This is a genomic window from Pseudomonas saponiphila, from assembly GCF_900105185.1.
In the GTDB taxonomy this organism is placed as follows: domain Bacteria; phylum Pseudomonadota; class Gammaproteobacteria; order Pseudomonadales; family Pseudomonadaceae; genus Aquipseudomonas; species Aquipseudomonas saponiphila.
Window position 1 is genome coordinate 3,296,840 of record NZ_FNTJ01000001.1, and the last position, 17,852, is coordinate 3,314,691.

Below are 17,852 nucleotides of genomic sequence, written 5' to 3' on the forward strand. Positions count from 1 at the left end.
CTATTTGATCGAGGGAAATATAAAATGAAAGTGCTTGTGGCGTTACGGATATGCGGCTGTATTTTCGGCTTAAGCCTATTCCTTACTGGCTGCCAAGAGGAGAAGCGATTGGAAGAGGCGCCACGCCCCGTCCGAGTAGTCATCGCAGAGCCTGCCGTTATTGGCGAAGAAGTTGCGCAAACAGGGGAGATTCGCGCACACATCGAAACCGATCTCGCCTTTCGTATCCCCGGTCGCATTGCGACTCGTAGCGTAGATGTAGGAGCCAATGTTGCCAAAGGCCAAGTTCTAGCAGTCCTCGATCCAAACGATGTGCAAAATGAGGTACGGATTGCCGAAGCCGAAGTGCGCAGTGCAGAAGCGGCAGAAGAGTTTGCCAGGTCGGGACTTGAGCGACAGCGCATGCTCTTCGATAAGCAGTTCGTGGCCCGTGCCCGGGTGGATGAGGCTGCGGCCAACTGGCGGGCAGCCAACGCTCGGCTCAATGTTGCGAAGACTGGGCTGCTGACTGCACGCAACAAGTTGAGCTACACCGAGTTACGTGCACCCGACGCCGCAATCGTGAGTGCCGTGATGGTCAATACTGGCCAAGTGATCGATGCCGGTCAGCTGGCGTTCAAGCTCGCCTCGACACAGGAGCGTGACGCAGTCTTCAACGTCTCTGAGCGCCTCTACACCTCAGTGGTCTCTGACGTAAAAGTCGAAGTTGCGCTTGTGTCAGATCCCAAGATCAAGGTCATTGGCTCCATTCGTGATGTCAGCCCAACCGCAGATGCCGCCACCCGTACCTATCGGGTGCGCATTGCGCTGCCGCAAACCCCACCGGCCATGACCTTGGGGGCTACCGTGACAGGCCGCCTGCTATTGCCTGGCAAAGCCTTATTCACTCTCCCCGCCTCGTCCTTGACCAGTCAGGATGGCAAGCCGGCAGTCTTCATCGTGCAGCCTTCCGATCACACGCTTGTCCGTAAACCCGTCGTTGTCACACGCTTTACAGCGACACAGGCACTGGTCGAGTCCGGATTGACCGAAGGCGATGCCGTGGTAACAGCTGGGGTCAGCAAACTCCGGACAGGGCAGAAAGTTGTCTACGATGCCGCCGAGGTGAGCCAATGAAGTCGAACACAACACCTCCAGAAGATCAGCGCGGGTTCAACCTGTCCGCCTGGTCGATCGGCCAGATGCCACTGATGTTCTTTCTCATGCTGGTGACCCTAGTAGGGGGCGCGATCAGCTATTCCAAGCTGAGTCGCAACGAAGACCCAGCTTTCACCATCAAGACGATGGTCGTATCGGCACGATGGCCTGGGGCTACCATCGATGACACAACAAAACTGTTGACTGACCGTCTCGAGAAAAAACTTGAAGAGACTCCTTACCTCGACAGGCTAGATAGTTATACGCGCCCGGGCGAGACCGTGATCATGGTCAACCTGCGCGATGATGCTCCGGCAGGAATAGTCCCTGATGCCTGGTATCAGGTTCGCAAGAAGATGGCCGATGTCAGCGCCACGCTGCCAAGTGGCGTGCAGGGCCCCTTCTTCGATGACGAATTCGGTGACACCTATGGACAGATCTTCGGCTTCACCGCCGAGGGTTTCTCCGACCGTGAACTGCGTGACTACCTCGAAGGTGTGCGTGCGGAGCTGCTACGGATTCCTGGAATCGGCAAGGTTCAATTGCTAGGGGTCCAGGAAGAGCAGATCGTCATCGAGTTCTCCCCTGGCCGACTTGCAGCCTTTGGACTTGATGAAGAGGCCGTCTTGCGGGCCTTGAAAGCACAGAACGCGGTTATACCGTCTGGCACGGTGCGACTAGCCGAAGACAAGATAGCGCTGCGCGTCAGTGGCGGTTTCGCCTCAGAGGAAAGCTTGCGCAACGTTACGCTGCGAGCCAACGATCGTTTCGTACCGCTCACCGAACTCGCGGCTATCCGGCGCATTGCTGCCGACCCACCCGCGCCACTGTTCCGAGTCAATGGCGAAAAAGCCCTCGGCCTTGCCATCTCGATGGCCTCGGGCGGCAACCTGCTCAATTTCGGCGAAGCGGTTCGCGCCCGCATGGATGAGGTCAAGGCATCCCTGCCCCACGGTATCGAGATGATCCAGGTCGCTGACCAGTCGACAGTCGTGAAGCAGGCTGTCAGTGGTTTTCTGACGGTCCTCGCCGAAGCGGTGGCGATCGTACTGGCCGTATCGTTTGTCTCGCTCGGTGTTCGCGCGGGCTTGGTGGTCAGCCTCTCGATCCCCCTGGTTCTGGCCATGACCTTCATCGGCATGGAACTGACGGGCATAGGCCTGCAACGCATCTCGCTGGGCGCGCTGATCATCGCCCTCGGCCTGCTGGTGGATGACGCGATGATCACCGTCGAGGCCATGGTCGGCAAACTCGAAGAGGGCTGGAACCTGAAGCGGGCCGCGAGCTTCGCCTACGAGTCAACCGCCTTCCCGATGCTGACAGGCACCCTGGTGATGATCGCCGGGTTCATCCCGGTGGGGTTCGCCGCTTCGAGCGCGGGTGAATACTGCTACTCGATGTTCATGGTTGTACTGATCTCGCTGTCGGCTTCCTGGGTGGTCGCGGTACTGTTCTCGCCTTTGCTCGGAACCCTGATCCTGCCCAAGTCGATGCCCCATCACGGGCATGCCGGCGGGCGCCTGATGAACACCTACGAGCGGGTGCTGGCCTGGGCCCTCAAGCATCGGGCGCTGACCCTGAGTCTTGCCGGCGCGGCATTCGTGGCGTCGCTCGGCGGGGCAAGCTACCTCGAACAGCAGTTCTTCCCGCCCTCCGACCGCCCTGAGCTGCTCGTCAGCCTGACGCTGCCGCAGAATGCCTCGCTGGATGCAACCATACGCCAGGCCTCGAAACTCGAGGAGTTGCTGAAGAACGACCCGGATGTCGAGCGCTTCTCCACCTACATCGGTTCTGGCGCCATTCGCTTCTATCTGCCCATGGAGGTACTGCTGGAGAACGAGAACGTCACCCAGACGGTCGTGGTAGCCAAGGGGGTCAAGGAGCGTGATGCGTTGCAGGCCAGGCTGGCTGGGGTGTTCAAGACCCAATTCTCCGGGCTTATCGCGCGTGCGACGCCGCTGGAACTGGGCCCTCCGGTAGGCTGGCCACTCAAGTACCGCGTCACCGGCCCCGATCAGGACAAGGTACGTGATACCGCCGCGCGCCTGGCCAATGTGATCTCCGCCAACCACGACACCCGAGAGGTGCATTTGCTGTCCGGCGAGCCACAACGCAGCGTCCGGGTCGAAGTCGACCAGACTCAGGCGCGTGCATTGGGGCTTTCCTCGGAAGACATCGCCAGCGCCATGGCAACGATCTTTTCCGGCTCAGCGGTCACCACGGTACGCGACCGGGAGCGGCTCATCGATGTGGTGGTCCGCGCACAGCTCGGCGAGCGCACTAACTTGGCAACCCTCGCCAATCTCCAGCTGCGCACGGCCGACGGTCATAGCGTTCCCTTGACGCAGATCGCCAAGCTCAGTTTCGGCGTGGAAGACCCAATCGTCTGGCGCCGCCAGCGCCTGCCCCTGATCACCGTACAGGGCGACGTTCGCGATGGGCTCGAGGCGGCCACCGTGGTCAAGGCACTGGCGCCCGCCGTGTCACGGTTCTCTGCCGAGTTGCCCAAGGGCTACAAGGTTGAAGTCGGCGGCGCGGTCGAGGAAGCGGCCAAGGGCAGCAAATCTCTCGCCGCCGTGCTGCCGCTCACGGCACTGGTGATGTGCGTGCTGTTGATGGTGCAACTGCGCAGTTTCTCGCGCATGTTCCTGGCCTTGGCGATGGCTCCGTTCGGGCTCATCGGTGTGGTTCTGGCAATGTTGCCGACGGCGACGCCCATGGGCTTTGTCGCGCAGCTGGGGGTGATCGCCCTGGTTGGCATGATCGTGCGCAACGCGATCATCCTGATTGAGGAGGTCGACATCAACATGAAGCTCGGCCAATCGCCCTCCGAGGCCATCGCGCACGCCTCGATGCACCGGGCCCGGCCGATTCTGCTGACGGCCTGTGCCGCCATCCTCGGCATGATCCCGATTGCACCGCAGATATTCTGGGGGCCCATGGCCTATGCGGTGATTGGCGGGCTGGCGGTTGCCACGATAGTGACCCTGACGGTCCTGCCTTGTGGCATTTCCCTGCTGCTTCAGTGGGAAAACCGACCAAGGCATCCACAAGAGCCTTCCTCGGATCAGGCCTATAAAGGACCTGCAATCGGCGCATAAAGATTCGCTGGGTCGATAATGAGCATCGCATTGCCTTGATGAGGCAATGCGATGAATATCCCACCTACGGCCGCTCTAACCTGCCTGAGCATCATTGGGATGTACGTTCTTGGATCGCTGGATTTATAGAGTCTGGAGGTATATCCGAAAACGCAAGGGTAGCCATTGGTCACACCTGAACCAAAACTGCATTTCGGACAAAACCTGCTCTTGTCCAGAACTAGCTGGACTCAAGGGGGGGCAGTATTTCGATGAACTTTTGCAAATCAGCTCATGGGCGACTGCCAAAGTTCTTCTTGGCCTCCACTGCCAAGTCCGGCGGCAGAAAATCCTTGTCCGGATTATAATTAACCTTCAGATACCGCCCCAAGTCCCGCAGATCCTGCGGGCTCAAGGTGCCTGCCGCTTGTTTTAAACGCAAGTTGTCTAATATGTAGTCGTAGCGACTATTGTTATAATCACGTACAGATGCGTACAACTGGCGCTGAGCATCTAATACGTCAACAATGTTGCGAGTACCCACCTGATAACCAACTTCGGTTGCCTCCAAAGCACTCTGATTAGACACTATGGACTGTTTGCGCGCCTGAATCTGCTCGACATCAGTATTCACTGCACGATGCAGATTACGAGTACTCTCTACTACCTGACGGCGCAGACTCTCACGCTGCTGTTCGCTCTGGGCCAGCCGCGAGTACGCCTCGCGAACCTGCGAACTAGTGAGGCCGCCACTGTAGATCGGAATATTCAGTTGTAAGCCAACACTAGTCTGCTCAACATCTCCACCATAACGTGCTCCAGTCTGCGCAGGGTTAGTAAAACCAAGGCTGTCATTATCGCCTTTCTGATACTTAACTACTGCGTCAAGGGTTGGTGCGTGCCCAGCCTTTCGCTGTCGCACAGTCTCTTCGGCGGCTGTCACAGCATGGTTGCTAGCTAGCAGGTTAAGGTTCTGGCGTCCCGCAGCTTCGACCCAAGCCTTGGCATCGTTGGGGGTCGGCACCTGCACCGGGAGAGTATGAACAACACCCTGAATTGCAGTGTACTGGCGATTGGTTAGAGTAACTAAGGCTTCAAACGCATCTTGCACCTGACGCTCAGCAACAATCCGGTTGGCTCGTGCCGTGTCGTAACTGGCCTGTGATTGCAAGACATCCGTCTTATCCGAGAGGCCAACCTCAAAACGCTCATTGGATTGTTCCAATTGATGTTTGAATGCCGACTCTTCAGCCTTGGTTGAAGCAAGATTATCTTGTGCACGTAGCACCGCGAAGTAGTTCTCTGCAGTCTGTCGAATCAAGCCTTGCTCAGTGGCCGAGAGTTGCAGGGCAGCCTGCTCATTGACCGCCTCTGCGGCCTGTAGCTGAAACCAGCGATCAGCACGAAAAATCGGCTGCGCTAAGGTAGCACTCCAAGCATTACCACTACGATTGGAAGTAACCGAAGGCTCATCAAGTTTAGTACGGGTATTCATCATCTCGGCACCAGCCGAAAGATTGGGCAGCAGCCCGGCGCGAGCCTGAGGCACAACTTCGCGGCGAGCACTGTAGTCGGCACGAGCAACCGCCAAATCTGCATTGTTATCGACCGCTTCCTGGTAGACGCTGATGAGGTCGTTATTGACTGTTGTGGATGTATCAGCAGCGCACGCAGCACTACTGAATATATAAGAAACAGCCACAATCACTGAGTGTCTGCGCAACATGGAACTACCCTTGGTTATATTGATTCACTGTATTGTCAGTAATTGACTCAAGAACCGCCCGACGTCAAAGCGATGACGACGCGCGTTCGGTGTGCTTCAACACTGTGCAATTTGTAGTTTTTAGACTGGTAAAGGGAAACCAAAAAAAATCCGCCCCGAGAGGCGGTAAAGAAGCAGGCCTTCGGCCTGACACGGAGTAACTTCAGATCAAAACATGCAGAAAAACGGTAACTGTCCTTCGCCAAACATTCATTCACATGGCTCCCAGAGTAGGGGCTGCTTCCTGACGGCTCAGGATCGTCAGAACCCTTTTCCCGGCTCAGAGAACTCGGGCATGCCCAGTAGCTCGTGCGGGTCTCGCATCAGGCCATCGACTTCTACCCAGCCCAGCAACGTGGAGCTGACACTCCAGCCCAGCAGGCGTTGCATCTCTGCCGGAAGCTGGCGAACGCGTTCAATGGGAAGGGAAAGGAAGTGATTCTCTTCGAGGCGCAAGACGGCCAGGTCGTAGGCCATGGTCAGGCCAGTACGAGGAGTCGAGGAGGTATTGGCGCCACCGCCGTGATAGACCGACCCCATCCATAGCAGCGCGGAGCCTGCCTTCATTTCAGCGGCAACGGTCTGCTCCTGGGTCGGCATGCGCTCGTCATCCCATTGATGACTACCGGGAATGACGCGTGTTGCCCCGTTCTCTTCGGTGAAATCAGAGATGGCCAGCATGAGTTGCAGGCGGGCTTCACGTCCGTACTGGGGATGCCTCCACAGCGAAGTAGCATCATCACGGTGCAGGGGCTGCAAGCCTTGGCCTGGCCCGATCTGGATGGCTTGGGTAATGCTGAGTTGAATGTCAGGCTCGATCTCGACGCGGTCGCTACCCACCCAGACATGGGTAGGTGTCTGCAGGATCTTCCTGGCCGCCCCAATGAACAGTGGGTTCAATGCCACATCCACGGCCGTGTCGCTTCGCCCGATGATACGGCCGACACGTCGGGTTTGCGTGCCTGCGAAATAGGGATCCACTCCGCAAGGCGTGACATTCAAGTAGGCATCCAATTCTTCAGCGAGGGACTTCAACGTCGAGGGCGAGACAAAATCGGAAATGATGACCCCGCCGTCACGCAGGATGATCTCCACCACCTGTTCGACCGATGCATCGCTGCTGACAGTCGAGAGTTTTCGTGTATCCATCTGCTTTCTACCTGTCTGGTTTAGTCATTGTTCTATCCAGTGAGTCGGTTCAGCCTGACTCACCCCACCCGTTGCCTGTCACCGCAACGCCCTCTTGCTTTCACTCTCAGCGAGAGCACGTTATGATCACTGAGCCTGATCAAATGATCAAGTCAGTTGATTGTTGCTTTGTCTTTCCACCACCACCGTTAGAACCATGAAATCCGTTGCACCCGCTGGCGTTCGCTGACTGGCGGCATCACGTTCATAGCGGACCAGTGCCCTGCCCTGTCACGCGTGTCTCCTTGACGATAAGCACGCACGGACTTTCGTCATCCCGATTGCATCGACTCACCTCATGGATTGGGGAGTGACCTTGCGATAGGATTCGTCGCCGTCAAGGCTGGATCGAAGGTTGGCGGCAATACCGATAAGGGAGAACGCTCAATGGCTCGGATAGGCGCTGAAGAGCGCAAACAGGATTTTATTGAAGCCACCATCAAGGTGATCGCGGAGTACGGCATAGCCGACGCCACGACGCGGCGGATCGCAGCCGCGGCGGATTCTCCGCTGGCCTCACTGCACTATGTTTTCCACACCAAGGACGAATTGTTCTGTGCGGTCTACGAATCCTTGATCAACATGCCGCAGCAATCACTGCAGTACGTTCCGACAGGCGCTACGCCAGCGGAATCGATTGGGGAAATGTTGCGCCAACTGGTCAAGTGGTTCACCTTGCACCCCGAGCGGGCTACCACACAGTTCGAACTCTTCTTCTGGAGCCTGCGCAACAATCCGGAAATGGCGGCTAGGATTTATGCCGTTTCCATCGAAGCGACCCACCAGGTTGCGGATTTCGGAGCACCGTGACCGGCCGTTTCGGTTGATCGTGACCGGTCATTTCGCTAACGCGTGACCGCTCATTTCGGTAGCAACGTGACCGATTTTCCGCCTGTTCCGAAACAGGTGGTCACGGCTTACCGAAATCGCCGGTCACGACTTAGCGAAAGCCTTCCCCTTCGTTGCGCATGACCTGATGCGCCGCCATCCTCGACCGATTTCGGGAGAGGAAGATGGCGGCGCCGCGAGTAGCCATGCGAAACATCAAAGAATGTCTGCGCCTCAAGTTTGAGGCCGGCTTGTCCCACGAGAAGATTGCCCGTGCCTTGCAGCTGTCCAAGGGCGTGGTTAGCAAGTACATCGCGGCGGCGCGGGTGGCCGGGCTGGACTGGCCGGCGCTGGTGGCCATGGACGAGGCCGCGCTGGCGGCCGCCTTGTTTGCACCGACGTCGACGAACAAGCCGCGCGGTGAGCGAGTGCTGCCCGATGTGCTGAGCATCCACCGCGAGTTGCGACGCAAGGGCGTGACCTTGCAGCTGCTGTGGGAGGAATATCTCGCCGCGCATGCGGGCCAGCCGACCTACCGCTACACCCAGTTCGTCGAGCACTACCGGCGCTACGCCCAGACGCTCAAACGTTCGATGCGTCAGCTGCACCGTGCGGGCGAGAAGCTATTCATCGACTATGCCGGGCCGACGCTGCCGGTGGTCGACCCGGCCACCGGCGAAGTGCGCCGGGCGCACATCTTCGTCGCCGCCCTGGGCGCCTCGAATTACACCTATGCCTGCGCGACGCCAGGCGAAACCCAGGTGGACTGGCTGACCTCGCTGGGCCAGGCTCTGACCTACTTTGGCGGCGTGCCGGAAATGGTTGTGCCGGACAATCCGCGCGCCCTGGTCGCCCAGCCGGATCGCTACGAGCCGGGCCTGAACCGGGCCACGCTGGAGTGCGCGCGTCATTACCAGACGGTGATCCTGCCGGCACGGCCACGCAAGCCTCAGGACAAGGCCAAGGCCGAGGTGGCGGTGCAGGTGGTCGAGCGCTGGATCATGGCGCGGCTGCGCCATCGGCAGTTCTTCAGCCTGCATGCGCTTAACCAGGCCATCGCCGAGCTGCTGGAGGATCTGAATCGGCGCCCGTTCAAGCGGCTCGATGGCTGCCGGCGCGACTGGTTCGAGCGCCTGGATCGCCCGGCCTTGCGAGCGCTGCCGGTGCATCCCTACGAGGTCGCCACCTTCAAGCGCTGCAAGGTCAGCATCGACTACCACATCGAGGTCAATGGCAGCTTCTACAGCGTGCCCTCCGCCCTGGCCCGGCAGAACGTGGACGTGCGACTGACGGCACACACCCTGGAAGTGCTGCATGGCAACCGGCGGGTGGCCAGCCACCTGCTGCTGGGGCGACGCGGCGCTTACAGTACCCAGCGCGAGCACATGCCCGCGGCGCACCAGGCGCATCGCGAATGGACGCCACAACGCCTGCTCGACTGGGGCGCGCGGATCGGCCCCTACACGCGCCAACTGATCGATCACCAACTGACCCACAAGCCGCACCCGGAGATGGGCTACCGCGCCTGCCTCGGCCTGCTCTCGCTGGCCCGGCGCTATGGCAATGCACGCCTGGAAGCCGCTGCCGAACGTGCCGTACACCTGCGCGCCTTCACCGGGCGCAGCGTGCGCAACCTGCTCCAGCAAGGCCTGGATCAACAGCCGCTGCCCCAGCGTGCCGCCGAAACGACCTTACCCGGCGACCACGAGAACGTCCGTGGCGCCGACTACTACCAACCCCCGCAACAGGAGCTGTTCGATGATGCCGCAACACACCCTGAATCAACTGCACCAGCTACGCCTGGACGGCATGGCCCGCGCCCTGGAAGAGCAATGGACGCTGCCGGCCAGCCACAGCCTGAGCTTCGATGAACGCCTCGGCCTACTGCTCGACCGCGAACTGGCCTGGCGTGACAACCAGCGCCTGGTACGGCTGCGCAAGAAGGCCAAGCTCAAGTACGCCAACGCCTGCCTGGAAGATCTCGACCGCCGCACCGGACGCGCCCTGGACGAGCGTCTGATCGCCACCCTGGCCAGTGGCGACTGGATCCGCCAGCAGCACAACCTGCTGCTGACCGGCCCGACCGGTGCCGGCAAAACCTGGCTGGCCTGCGCCCTGGGCAACCAGGCCTGCCGCCAGGGCTATAGCACCCTGTACCTGCGCACCCCGCGCCTGCTGGAACAACTGCGCATCGCTCATGGCGACGGCAGCTTCGGCCGTACCCTGCAACAGCTGGCAAAGGTCGACGTCCTGGTGCTGGACGACTGGGCGCTAGCCCCGCTGGAGGAAGGAGCCCGGCATGACCTGCTGGAGGTGATCGACGACCGCGCTGGCAGCCGCTCCACCATCCTGACGAGCCAACTGCCCATCGAGCACTGGCACGGCTGGATCAACGACCCGACCCTGGCCGATGCCATCCTCGACCGCCTGGTGCACAACGCCTACCGACTGACGATGAAAGGCGAGTCGCTGCGCCGAAAAAAAGCCGAGGAACAAGCCGCATCGTGACCGATGCGATTACAATCCAGAACCCGCGCAACCGGGGTGGAAGCACCGGTCACGTATTAGCGAAACGCTCGGTCACGTTCACCGAAATCCGCACTCATCACCATTTTTCCTTCGCCGAGTACTACGACCCCAAGCGCATGCACTGGGGCAACCTGCGGGTCTGGAACGATGACGTGATCGCTCCCGGCACCGGTTTTCCCCAGCACCCGCACCGGGACATGGAAATCATCACCTACGTCCGCGAAGGCGCCATCAGCCATCAGGACAACCTTGGCAACAAGGGCCGCACCGAGGCCGGCGACGTGCAGGTCATGAGCGCCGGGACCGGGATCGCCCACAGCGAATACAACCTGGAGGCCACGCCGACCAAGATTTTCCAGATCTGGATCATTCCCAACCAGGCCGGCTCTGCGCCGTCCTGGGGCGCCAAGCCTTTTCCCAAGGGGCTGCGCGAAGGTTTTGTGACCCTGGCCAGCGGCAAGGACGGCGACGAGGAAAGCTTGCGCATCCGAGCCGATGCACGGCTGGTGGCGGCCAATCTGAAGGCCGGGGAAACCGCCGAGTACCATCTGGATGCTGGACGCCGGGCCTATCTGGTGCCCGCTACCGGGGCGATCGAGATCAACGGCTTGCGCGCCGAAGCTCGAGATGGGGTCGCGATCGAGGACGAACGCGTGCTGCGGGTGAGCGCGCTGCAGGACAGTGAAATCGTCCTGGTGGATCTGGCGTGAAGCGCAGGGGCAACTAAAAAGGGGCGACCGTGATGGTCGCCCCTTTTTTTCGCCGGCAAGCCGGCTCCTACGTGAATCAGTTGCCGCTGATGGCGGTGTCCACCAGGGTCTGGGCTTCCTGCACCAGTTGCTTGAGGTGATCGTCGCCGATGAAGCTTTCGGCGTAGATCTTGTAGATATCCTCGGTGCCCGATGGCCGGGCGGCGAACCAGCCGTTCTCGGTCATGACTTTCAGGCCACCAATGGCCTGATCGTTGCCCGGGGCCTGGCTGAGGATCTGCTGGATCGGCTCGCCGGCCAGCTGGGTCGAGGTCACCTGTTGCGGCGAAAGCTTGCTGAGCAGGGCCTTTTGCTGCGGGTTGGCCTTGGCATCGACCCGCACCGAGAAGGGTTCGCCCAACTCGTCGCACAAGGCGCGGTAGGCCTGGTTCGGATCACGACCGGTGCGAGCGGTCATTTCAGCGGCCAGCAGCGACGGGATCAGGCCGTCCTTGTCGGTGCACCAGACGCCACCGTCCTTGCGCAGGAACGAGGCACCGGCACTTTCTTCACCGCCAAAGCCGAGGGAGCCGTCGAACAGGCCGTCGGCAAACCACTTGAAGCCCACGGGCACTTCATACAGGCGACGGCCCAGACGCGCGGCCACCCGATCGATCAGGCCGCTGCTGACCACGGTCTTGCCCACGGCGGCGTCGGCGCGCCATTGCGGACGGTTCTGGAACAGGTAGTCGATGGACACCGCCAGGTAGTTGTTCGGCGCCAGCAGGCCGCCGCTGGGGGTGACGATGCCGTGGCGGTCGTGATCGGGGTCGCAGGCGAAAGCCACGTCAAAGCGCTCTTTCAGGCCGATCAATCCTTGCATGGCGTAGCTGGAGGATGGATCCATGCGGATCTGTCCGTCCCAGTCCACCGACATGAAGCGGAAGGTGGCGTCCACTTGCCGGTTCACCACATCCAGATCAAGGCGGTAGTGCTCGGCGATCGCCGACCAGTAGCGCACCCCTGCTCCACCCAGCGGATCCACGCCCAGGCGCAGCTTGGCGTTGCGGATGGCGTCCAGGTCGATGACGTTGATCAGGTCGGCGACGTAGGTATTGAGGTAGTCGTGGCGATGGGTGGTATCGGCCTTCAGCGCCTGCTCGTAGCTGATGCGCTTGACTCCGACGAGCTTGGCCGCCAGCAGTTCGTTGGCCTTGGCTTCGATCCACTTGGTGATATGGGTGTCGGCCGGGCCGCCATTGGTGGGGTTGTACTTGTAGCCACCGCTTTGTGGCGGGTTGTGCGAGGGCGTGATGACGATCCCGTCCGCCAGGCCCGAGGTGCGGCCGCGGTTGTAGCAGAGAATGGCATGGGACACCGCCGGGGTCGGGGTGTACTCGTCACCGGCAGCGATCATCACGGTCACGCCGTTGGCCGCCAGGACTTCCAGCGCACTGGCCCCGGCCGGGGTCGACAGCGCGTGGGTGTCGATACCCACGAACAATGGACCATTGATGCCCTGGGATTCACGGTACAGGCAAATGGCCTGACTGATGGCCAGGACGTGCCATTCATTGAAACTCAGATCGAACGAACTGCCGCGATGCCCGGAGGTGCCGAAAGCCACGCGCTGGGTAGGCACCGAGGCATCGGGTTGACCGGTGTAATACGCCGTAACCAGTCGCGGGATATCGACCAGCAATTCAACCGGTGCCGGTTTGCCCGCAAAAGGACTGAGAGTCATGCAAAACCTCTGGAAAAGGATGGTTCGGGAATGGAGCGCAGTTTACTGGCAGTTTGACCGCAGCGCGATGGAATCTATCCCGCAGCGCCACGCTTTTCTGTAGGCGTCGGCTTGCCGGCAAAAGGGCCCGCAAGCCTTGTGCAGTTTTCCGGAGAATCTTCGCCGACCGGCCGCTAGCCAAGGGCGCAGATACAAAAACGCCAGGCTAGGCCTGGCGTTGGAGTCATCAGGCCGGTTCGACCTGGAGCGCCACCCGCTCGCGGCATGGACACTCGTCCATGTAACGGTGCGCTTCGACAAACTCGCTGAAAGGAAAGACCCGAGTCTTCAAGGGCAGCAGCACCCGGTCCGCGGTCAACTGGTTGATGTCGCGCAGCGCACGCTGCAACGCGACCTGATCCTGAATGATCCCCAGCTCCGGCTTGCCGGTGAAATTGCCGATGCAGTGGACGAAGAACTGAATGTTCTTCTGGAACGCCGCACAGGCCGGAAACGGTGTCTGGTTACCGCCTTGCAAGCCATACAGCACCAGGCTGCCGCGGGGCGCCAGGACATCGCCAAGCATCGACATTTGCGGACCGCCCAGGCCATCGAACACCACATCGACCCCACGATTGTCGGTGAGCTTGTTGATCTGCATCAGCAGGTCCTGCTCCTCGGTGACGATGACTTTCTCGGCTCCCAGGGACAGCAGGTACTCACGTTCTTCTGCGCTCTTGGTGGCGGCAATCACCCGCACACCCAGGGCCTTGCCCAACTGGACAAAGGACGGACCGGCGCAGTGACTGGCGTCGGTCACCAGGGCGAACTGCCCGGGCTTGACCCGCGCCAGATCAGCGTAGGCGAAATAGGCGATCAACAGCGGCGTGTAGTGCACGGCCGCCTCGATGGGGCTCAGCACCTCCGGGTAGCGGGTCAGGGCCGAGCGCGGCAGGACGATCAGCTCGCCGTATACCGGATAATCATTGGGACTTTCGGCGGGAAAGCTGGCGACCTTGTCACCGACCGCGAGGTCGTCGACGCCCTCGCCCACTGCGGTGACCACGCCGGCCATTTCATGCCCCAGACCCGATGGCAGGCGGGCATGGGACGACGCCAGGTTCTGCCGCCAGAGCACGTCGTACCAACTGATACCAATGGCTTCGACTCGTACCTGCACTTCGCCTGGCGCAGGCAACGAGGCCGCATGCTCTTCGCATTTGAGCACCTCGGCCGGTCCAAACTTGTGAAAACGAATCGTGCGGGACATCGCAAACCTCGTCAAATTAACCTCTAATGCCGCGAACTTTATCCGGGCTTTGAAAGCAAGACTATCAGTGCCTATTAATAGTCGACATGTCTGTCATTGATTCCGTGCCCTTGCTAAGCGGGGCGGACAGCACTTCCCGTGCGCGGCCTGACTACAAACAACATTTAGCCGGTGCAGAGTACCAGCCTTTACCCGTAAGATTCACGCCGACCTTTTTACCCAAAGGGTCGCTCCCGTCAAGTTCGCTGACTCTGCCAGGACTCCAGATGAATCGTAATGACCTGCGTCGTGTCGACCTGAACCTGTTGATCGTGTTCGAAACACTGATGCACGAACGCAGCGTGACCCGCGCCGCCGAGAAGCTGTTTCTTGGCCAGCCGGCCATCAGCGCCGCCTTGTCGCGCCTGCGCAATCTGTTCGACGACCCCCTGTTTGTGCGCACCGGCCGTAGCATGGAGCCGTCGGCCCGGGCGGTGGAAATCTTCGCCCTGCTCTCGCCGGCCCTGGACTCGATCTCCACCGCCGTCAGTCGCGCCGCCGAATTCGATCCCGCCACCAGCACCGCGGTGTTCCGGATAGGCTTGTCCGACGACGTGGAGTTCGCCCTGCTGCCCATGCTGCTCAAGCGCCTGCGGGCCGAGGCGCCGGGTATCGTGCTGGTGGTGCGCCGGGCCAACTACCTGCTGATGCCGTCGCTGCTGGCTTCCGGTGAAATATCCATCGGCGTCAGCTACACCGCCGACCTGCCGGCCAACGCCAAGCGCAAGGTATTGCGCCGCAGCCTGCCGAAACTGCTGCGTGCCGACACCGTTCCGGGCGCCCTGAGCCTGGACGACTTCTGCGCCCGCCCCCATGCCCTGGTGTCGTTTGCCGGGGACCTGAGCGGCTTTATCGATGAAGAACTGGAGAAGCTCGGACGCAAGCGCCACGTGGTACTCGCCGTGCCGCAATTCAACGGCCTGAGCACCCTGCTGGCCGGCACCGACATCCTCGCCACCGTCCCCGACTACACCGCCGACGCCCTGACCGCTGCTGGCGGAGTACGTGCTGAAGACCCGCCCCTGCCAGTGCGCAGCTTCGAGTTGCACATGGCCTGGCGCGGCTCCCAGGACAACGACCCGGGAGAACGCTGGTTGCGTTCGCGGATTCAGATGTTCTTTGGCGATCCGGATAGTCTTTGATGGCTAGGTGCCCAGCCTCAACCTTGAGGCGAGGGCATGCGCAAGGTCGGTATGCCGCCTCACGGCGCTAGTGCCAAAACCTCGTCTGCATGCCCAATGGGCCTGCGTGCAGGGCTAACTCTGGCGACCGGTTGCGCGGCAAACACTCCCATCATTGACCTCGGCGAGCACAGACCTGTACTCGCCGCCCTTTGCGCATCGAATCCGCCCTCTCATGCCAGAGGATCAACTCGAGCGGATTTCAGCCTCCTTGATCCAGATGCCTTCGAGCCAGACATCCTGATGCTCTTGCGCAGTAACGCCGATGCCAAGGGCCGCCAGGTTCTCCTGGCCAACGGCACTCACCATGTCGGTCGGTTTCAAGAACCCCCGCGATGAACACCATCACCACTGCCGTCGACGTGTGCCCGGTTAAAGCTGCCAGCCAGGCTCTGAGCACTATCGACGAGCGGTACGGCCCCAGCCGCACCATCCGTTGTCAGAAGGCCACTGCCGCTAAACCCGAAACATGTCCCCTAGCTGCCGATACAGCTCCATGGGCAAGCGAATCCCTTCTTTTTGCGCCCGAGCCCAGGCTTGCTGCTTGGCCTGCCCGGGTGGGTGGACGCCCAGACGTTGCAGACGCCGCAGCTGCTGTCCCAGTCGGTTCTCGAACTGTTCATCGAGCAGGTGCGGGGCGATGGCGATCACCAGCAGCCCTGCTCCGGGCGACTGCCCGCCGCTGCGAAAGTCGGGCGCATCCAGCGACCAGTTGGCCCCGGTAACACCGCCGGCCAGCACTTCCACCAGCAAGGCAATGTTGGCCCCGCGGCTGCCACCGAATGCCAGCAAGGCGCCGTGCATGGCCTCCCGGGCGCTCAGAGTGGCAGCGCCCTGGGCATCCACTGCCCAGCCTTGGGGGATCGCCTCCCCGGCCTCGGCAGCCTTGAGGATGTTGACGAAGGCCGTGGCGCTACTGGCCTGGTCGATCAATAGCGCAGGCCCGTCACCGCAGGGGGCGGCGAACGCCAGGGGGTTGGTCGAATACATCGGCTGGCGCTGGCCGGCCACGGTCAATAACGGCGGGCCATTGCAGAAGGCCAGCGCTACCAACCCCTCGCCAGCCAGACGCCGGGTGTAATAGCCCAGTTCGCCACAGGTAAAGCCGTTGTACAGGGCAAACAGGCTGATGCCCAACTGCCGGGTATTGTCGCGCAAGGCAGCGAAGGCCTGGTCGAACCCCAATTGCGCGATGCCCTGGCGCGCATCACAACGAATCATCGCCGGCGCCACCTGAGTCAGCTGCGGCTGGGCCAGGCCGACAATGCGCCCGCTGGCGAACCCTTCCAGGTAATCCAGCAGATGCTCGAAACCCAGGCTGGCCAGTCCATGGCCCTGGGCCGATACCGTGGCTTCGGCCAGGGCCCGAGCCACTTCCCGGCTGCTGCCGGCGCTCAGGCAGCAGCCCTGGGCAAAAGCCCTGGCCTCTGCCAGCGATAGGCATTTGAACGCTGCGCTCGCTTGCATGGACGACTCCCTGAGGCTGCCGCGAAACAGTCTGGTGCACTTGGCCTGAGGCCCGCGCCAGCCGCCTGGCAGGCGTGTTTGGTGGCCAGGTCATTCCACCAGGCGCGGCGTACCGACGTTGGCGACTTGTTTATCCAGGCCGAACGAGCCGAGTATCTCGGCAATTTCCCCAGACGCGTGCAAGGCCTGGATATTTTCGTTCAACGCCACCCCCAGCGCGACATTGGCCTTGGTGTGCGGGAAACCGGACTGCCCCGGCTGCAAGGTGGCCTTGACCCGAGGATCAGGCTCCGAGACTTTGATGCGCTTGCCCTGGTAAGCGCCCTTCTGCTGCGAAGCCACACCAACTGCGAAGCTGTCGATGCCCAGCGCAATCCGATTCGAGGCCAGGTCCTGCGCCATCGCCACCGGGTTGGGGTATAGCACCAGGTTGTCGCCAAAGGCCTTTTTCAGATCATCGACCCACAAGTAACCCTGCACCGTACCGATGCGCTTGCCTTCAAGCTCGGAGATGGTCGAATACCCCTCGTTGGAGATAATCCCCATCATGTCCAGGTACAGCGGCGCGGACAGGCCCAGGGCCTTGCTGCGCTCGGCGGTACGGTACCAGTCACCGATGCCGACGTCGGCCCGCCGGGCGATCACTGACTGGATCACCGCCGCCGGGTCGACCACCGTCAGCTTGATGTCCAGGCACTCCCTGGCAGCGATACGCTTGATGATTTCGCCATCGATCCCGCTCAACTGGTTGCCCGGCCCGGGTATCGAATAGGGCGGGAAGACCCAGGCCGCGACGCTCAGCACCCCTGGGGTCAGGGTGGTGAACTGGTGGGCCGGCTTGCAGTCCGCCAAGGCCAGGGGTACACCGAGCAGGGCCGAGCCGCCCACCAGGGTGGAACAGAGGAATATCCAACGGGTAATGCATTTGAATGAGCGGATCATGGCTTCACCTGTGC

Annotated in this window: 13 protein-coding genes and 1 pseudogene; 7 read left to right on the plus strand and 7 right to left on the minus strand. The window is 61.2% G+C overall.

What is annotated here, in order from left to right:
• Positions 1–24: 24 nt before the first annotated feature.
• Both BLV47_RS15285 and BLV47_RS15290 read left to right on the plus strand, forming a co-directional pair.
• Positions 25–1,116, plus strand: a complete 1,092-nt coding sequence (locus BLV47_RS15285) for an efflux RND transporter periplasmic adaptor subunit (protein ID WP_092314925.1) — start codon at positions 25–27, stop codon at positions 1,114–1,116.
• Entirely contained in the window at positions 1,113–4,238 is a 3,126-nt protein-coding gene (locus BLV47_RS15290; RefSeq protein WP_092314927.1) for an efflux RND transporter permease subunit, read from the plus strand. The genes BLV47_RS15285 and BLV47_RS15290 overlap by 4 nt, the downstream gene beginning before the upstream one ends.
• A 271-nt stretch (positions 4,239–4,509) precedes the next feature.
• On the opposite strand, the gene BLV47_RS15295 is transcribed toward BLV47_RS15290, so the two are convergent.
• Together BLV47_RS15295 and BLV47_RS15300 are read right to left on the minus strand one after the other, a co-directional pair.
• Positions 4,510–5,943 carry a TolC family outer membrane protein gene (locus BLV47_RS15295; protein ID WP_092314929.1) on the minus strand — a complete coding sequence of 478 codons (1,434 nt, stop codon included), beginning with the start codon at positions 5,941–5,943 and terminating at the stop codon, positions 4,510–4,512.
• Between the two features lie 300 nt (positions 5,944–6,243).
• Entirely contained in the window at positions 6,244–7,131 is an 888-nt protein-coding gene (locus BLV47_RS15300) for a phytanoyl-CoA dioxygenase family protein (protein ID WP_092314931.1), read from the minus strand.
• 426 nt (positions 7,132–7,557) lie between these two features.
• On the opposite strand from BLV47_RS15300, the pseudogene BLV47_RS15305 reads away from it, so the two are divergent.
• The 4 genes and pseudogenes from BLV47_RS15305 to BLV47_RS15320 form a co-directional block, all read left to right on the plus strand.
• Positions 7,558–7,965: pseudogene (locus BLV47_RS15305) on the plus strand (TetR family transcriptional regulator); the annotation flags it as partial.
• Between the two features lie 218 nt (positions 7,966–8,183).
• Complete coding sequence (gene istA, locus BLV47_RS15310) at positions 8,184–9,869, plus strand: IS21 family transposase (protein WP_062838241.1); 1,686 nt, start codon at positions 8,184–8,186, stop codon at positions 9,867–9,869.
• Positions 9,757–10,506: an IS21-like element IS1474 family helper ATPase IstB gene (gene istB / locus BLV47_RS15315; RefSeq protein WP_062838242.1), complete on the plus strand. Its 750-nt coding sequence runs from the start codon at positions 9,757–9,759 to the stop codon at positions 10,504–10,506. Before istA ends, istB begins: the two co-directional genes overlap by 113 nt.
• The gene (locus BLV47_RS15320; protein ID WP_279626579.1) at positions 10,503–11,237 is read left to right on the plus strand and encodes a pirin family protein; all 735 of its coding nucleotides are present in this window, start codon (positions 10,503–10,505) and stop codon (positions 11,235–11,237) included. The genes istB and BLV47_RS15320 overlap by 4 nt, the downstream gene beginning before the upstream one ends.
• Before the next feature lie 76 nt (positions 11,238–11,313).
• Here BLV47_RS15320 and pgm read toward each other — a convergent pair whose 3' ends face one another.
• Both pgm and BLV47_RS15330 read right to left on the minus strand, forming a co-directional pair.
• On the minus strand, positions 11,314–12,960 hold the full coding sequence (gene pgm, locus BLV47_RS15325; protein ID WP_092314935.1) for a phosphoglucomutase (alpha-D-glucose-1,6-bisphosphate-dependent): 1,647 nt from the start codon (positions 12,958–12,960) through the stop codon (positions 11,314–11,316).
• A 226-nt stretch (positions 12,961–13,186) separates the two neighbouring features.
• On the minus strand, positions 13,187–14,209 hold the full coding sequence (locus tag BLV47_RS15330; protein ID WP_092314937.1) for a zinc-dependent alcohol dehydrogenase family protein: 1,023 nt from the start codon (positions 14,207–14,209) through the stop codon (positions 13,187–13,189).
• 266 nt (positions 14,210–14,475) lie between these two features.
• Here BLV47_RS15330 and BLV47_RS15335 point away from each other — a divergent pair, with 266 nt between their 5' ends.
• Positions 14,476–15,390 (plus strand): LysR family transcriptional regulator, encoded by a 915-nt coding sequence (locus BLV47_RS15335; RefSeq protein ID WP_092314939.1) that lies wholly within the window; start codon positions 14,476–14,478, stop codon positions 15,388–15,390.
• A gap of 225 nt (positions 15,391–15,615) precedes the next feature.
• Here BLV47_RS15335 and BLV47_RS36235 read toward each other — a convergent pair whose 3' ends face one another.
• From BLV47_RS36235 to BLV47_RS15345, 3 genes are all read right to left on the minus strand, one after another.
• Positions 15,616–15,753 carry a hypothetical protein gene (locus tag BLV47_RS36235; RefSeq protein ID WP_167365666.1) on the minus strand — a complete coding sequence of 46 codons (138 nt, stop codon included), beginning with the start codon at positions 15,751–15,753 and terminating at the stop codon, positions 15,616–15,618.
• Between the two features lie 132 nt (positions 15,754–15,885).
• Positions 15,886–16,896, minus strand: a complete 1,011-nt coding sequence (locus tag BLV47_RS15340; RefSeq protein ID WP_092314941.1) for an Ldh family oxidoreductase — start codon at positions 16,894–16,896, stop codon at positions 15,886–15,888.
• A gap of 90 nt (positions 16,897–16,986) precedes the next feature.
• Positions 16,987–17,838 (minus strand): substrate-binding periplasmic protein, encoded by an 852-nt coding sequence (locus BLV47_RS15345; protein WP_092314943.1) that lies wholly within the window; start codon positions 17,836–17,838, stop codon positions 16,987–16,989.
• Positions 17,839–17,852 lie beyond the last annotated feature (14 nt).

Excerpts from the sequence above, each read along its gene's own strand:
- BLV47_RS15300 (WP_092314931.1), bottom strand. The coding sequence starts at position 7,131 with ATGGATACACGAAAACTCTCGACTGTCAGCAGCGATGCATCGGTCGAA.
- istB (WP_062838242.1), top strand. The coding sequence starts at position 9,757 with ATGATGCCGCAACACACCCTGAATCAACTGCACCAGCTACGCCTGGAC.
- pgm (WP_092314935.1), bottom strand. The coding sequence starts at position 12,960 with ATGACTCTCAGTCCTTTTGCGGGCAAACCGGCACCGGTTGAATTGCTG.
- BLV47_RS15335 (WP_092314939.1), top strand. The coding sequence starts at position 14,476 with ATGAATCGTAATGACCTGCGTCGTGTCGACCTGAACCTGTTGATCGTG.
- istA (WP_062838241.1), top strand. The coding sequence starts at position 8,184 with ATGGCGGCGCCGCGAGTAGCCATGCGAAACATCAAAGAATGTCTGCGC.
- BLV47_RS15345 (WP_092314943.1), bottom strand. The coding sequence starts at position 17,838 with ATGATCCGCTCATTCAAATGCATTACCCGTTGGATATTCCTCTGTTCC.
- BLV47_RS15330 (WP_092314937.1), bottom strand. The coding sequence starts at position 14,209 with ATGTCCCGCACGATTCGTTTTCACAAGTTTGGACCGGCCGAGGTGCTC.
- BLV47_RS15340 (WP_092314941.1), bottom strand. The coding sequence starts at position 16,896 with ATGCAAGCGAGCGCAGCGTTCAAATGCCTATCGCTGGCAGAGGCCAGG.
- BLV47_RS15290 (WP_092314927.1), top strand. The coding sequence starts at position 1,113 with ATGAAGTCGAACACAACACCTCCAGAAGATCAGCGCGGGTTCAACCTG.
- BLV47_RS15285 (WP_092314925.1), top strand. The coding sequence starts at position 25 with ATGAAAGTGCTTGTGGCGTTACGGATATGCGGCTGTATTTTCGGCTTA.
- BLV47_RS15295 (WP_092314929.1), bottom strand. The coding sequence starts at position 5,943 with ATGTTGCGCAGACACTCAGTGATTGTGGCTGTTTCTTATATATTCAGT.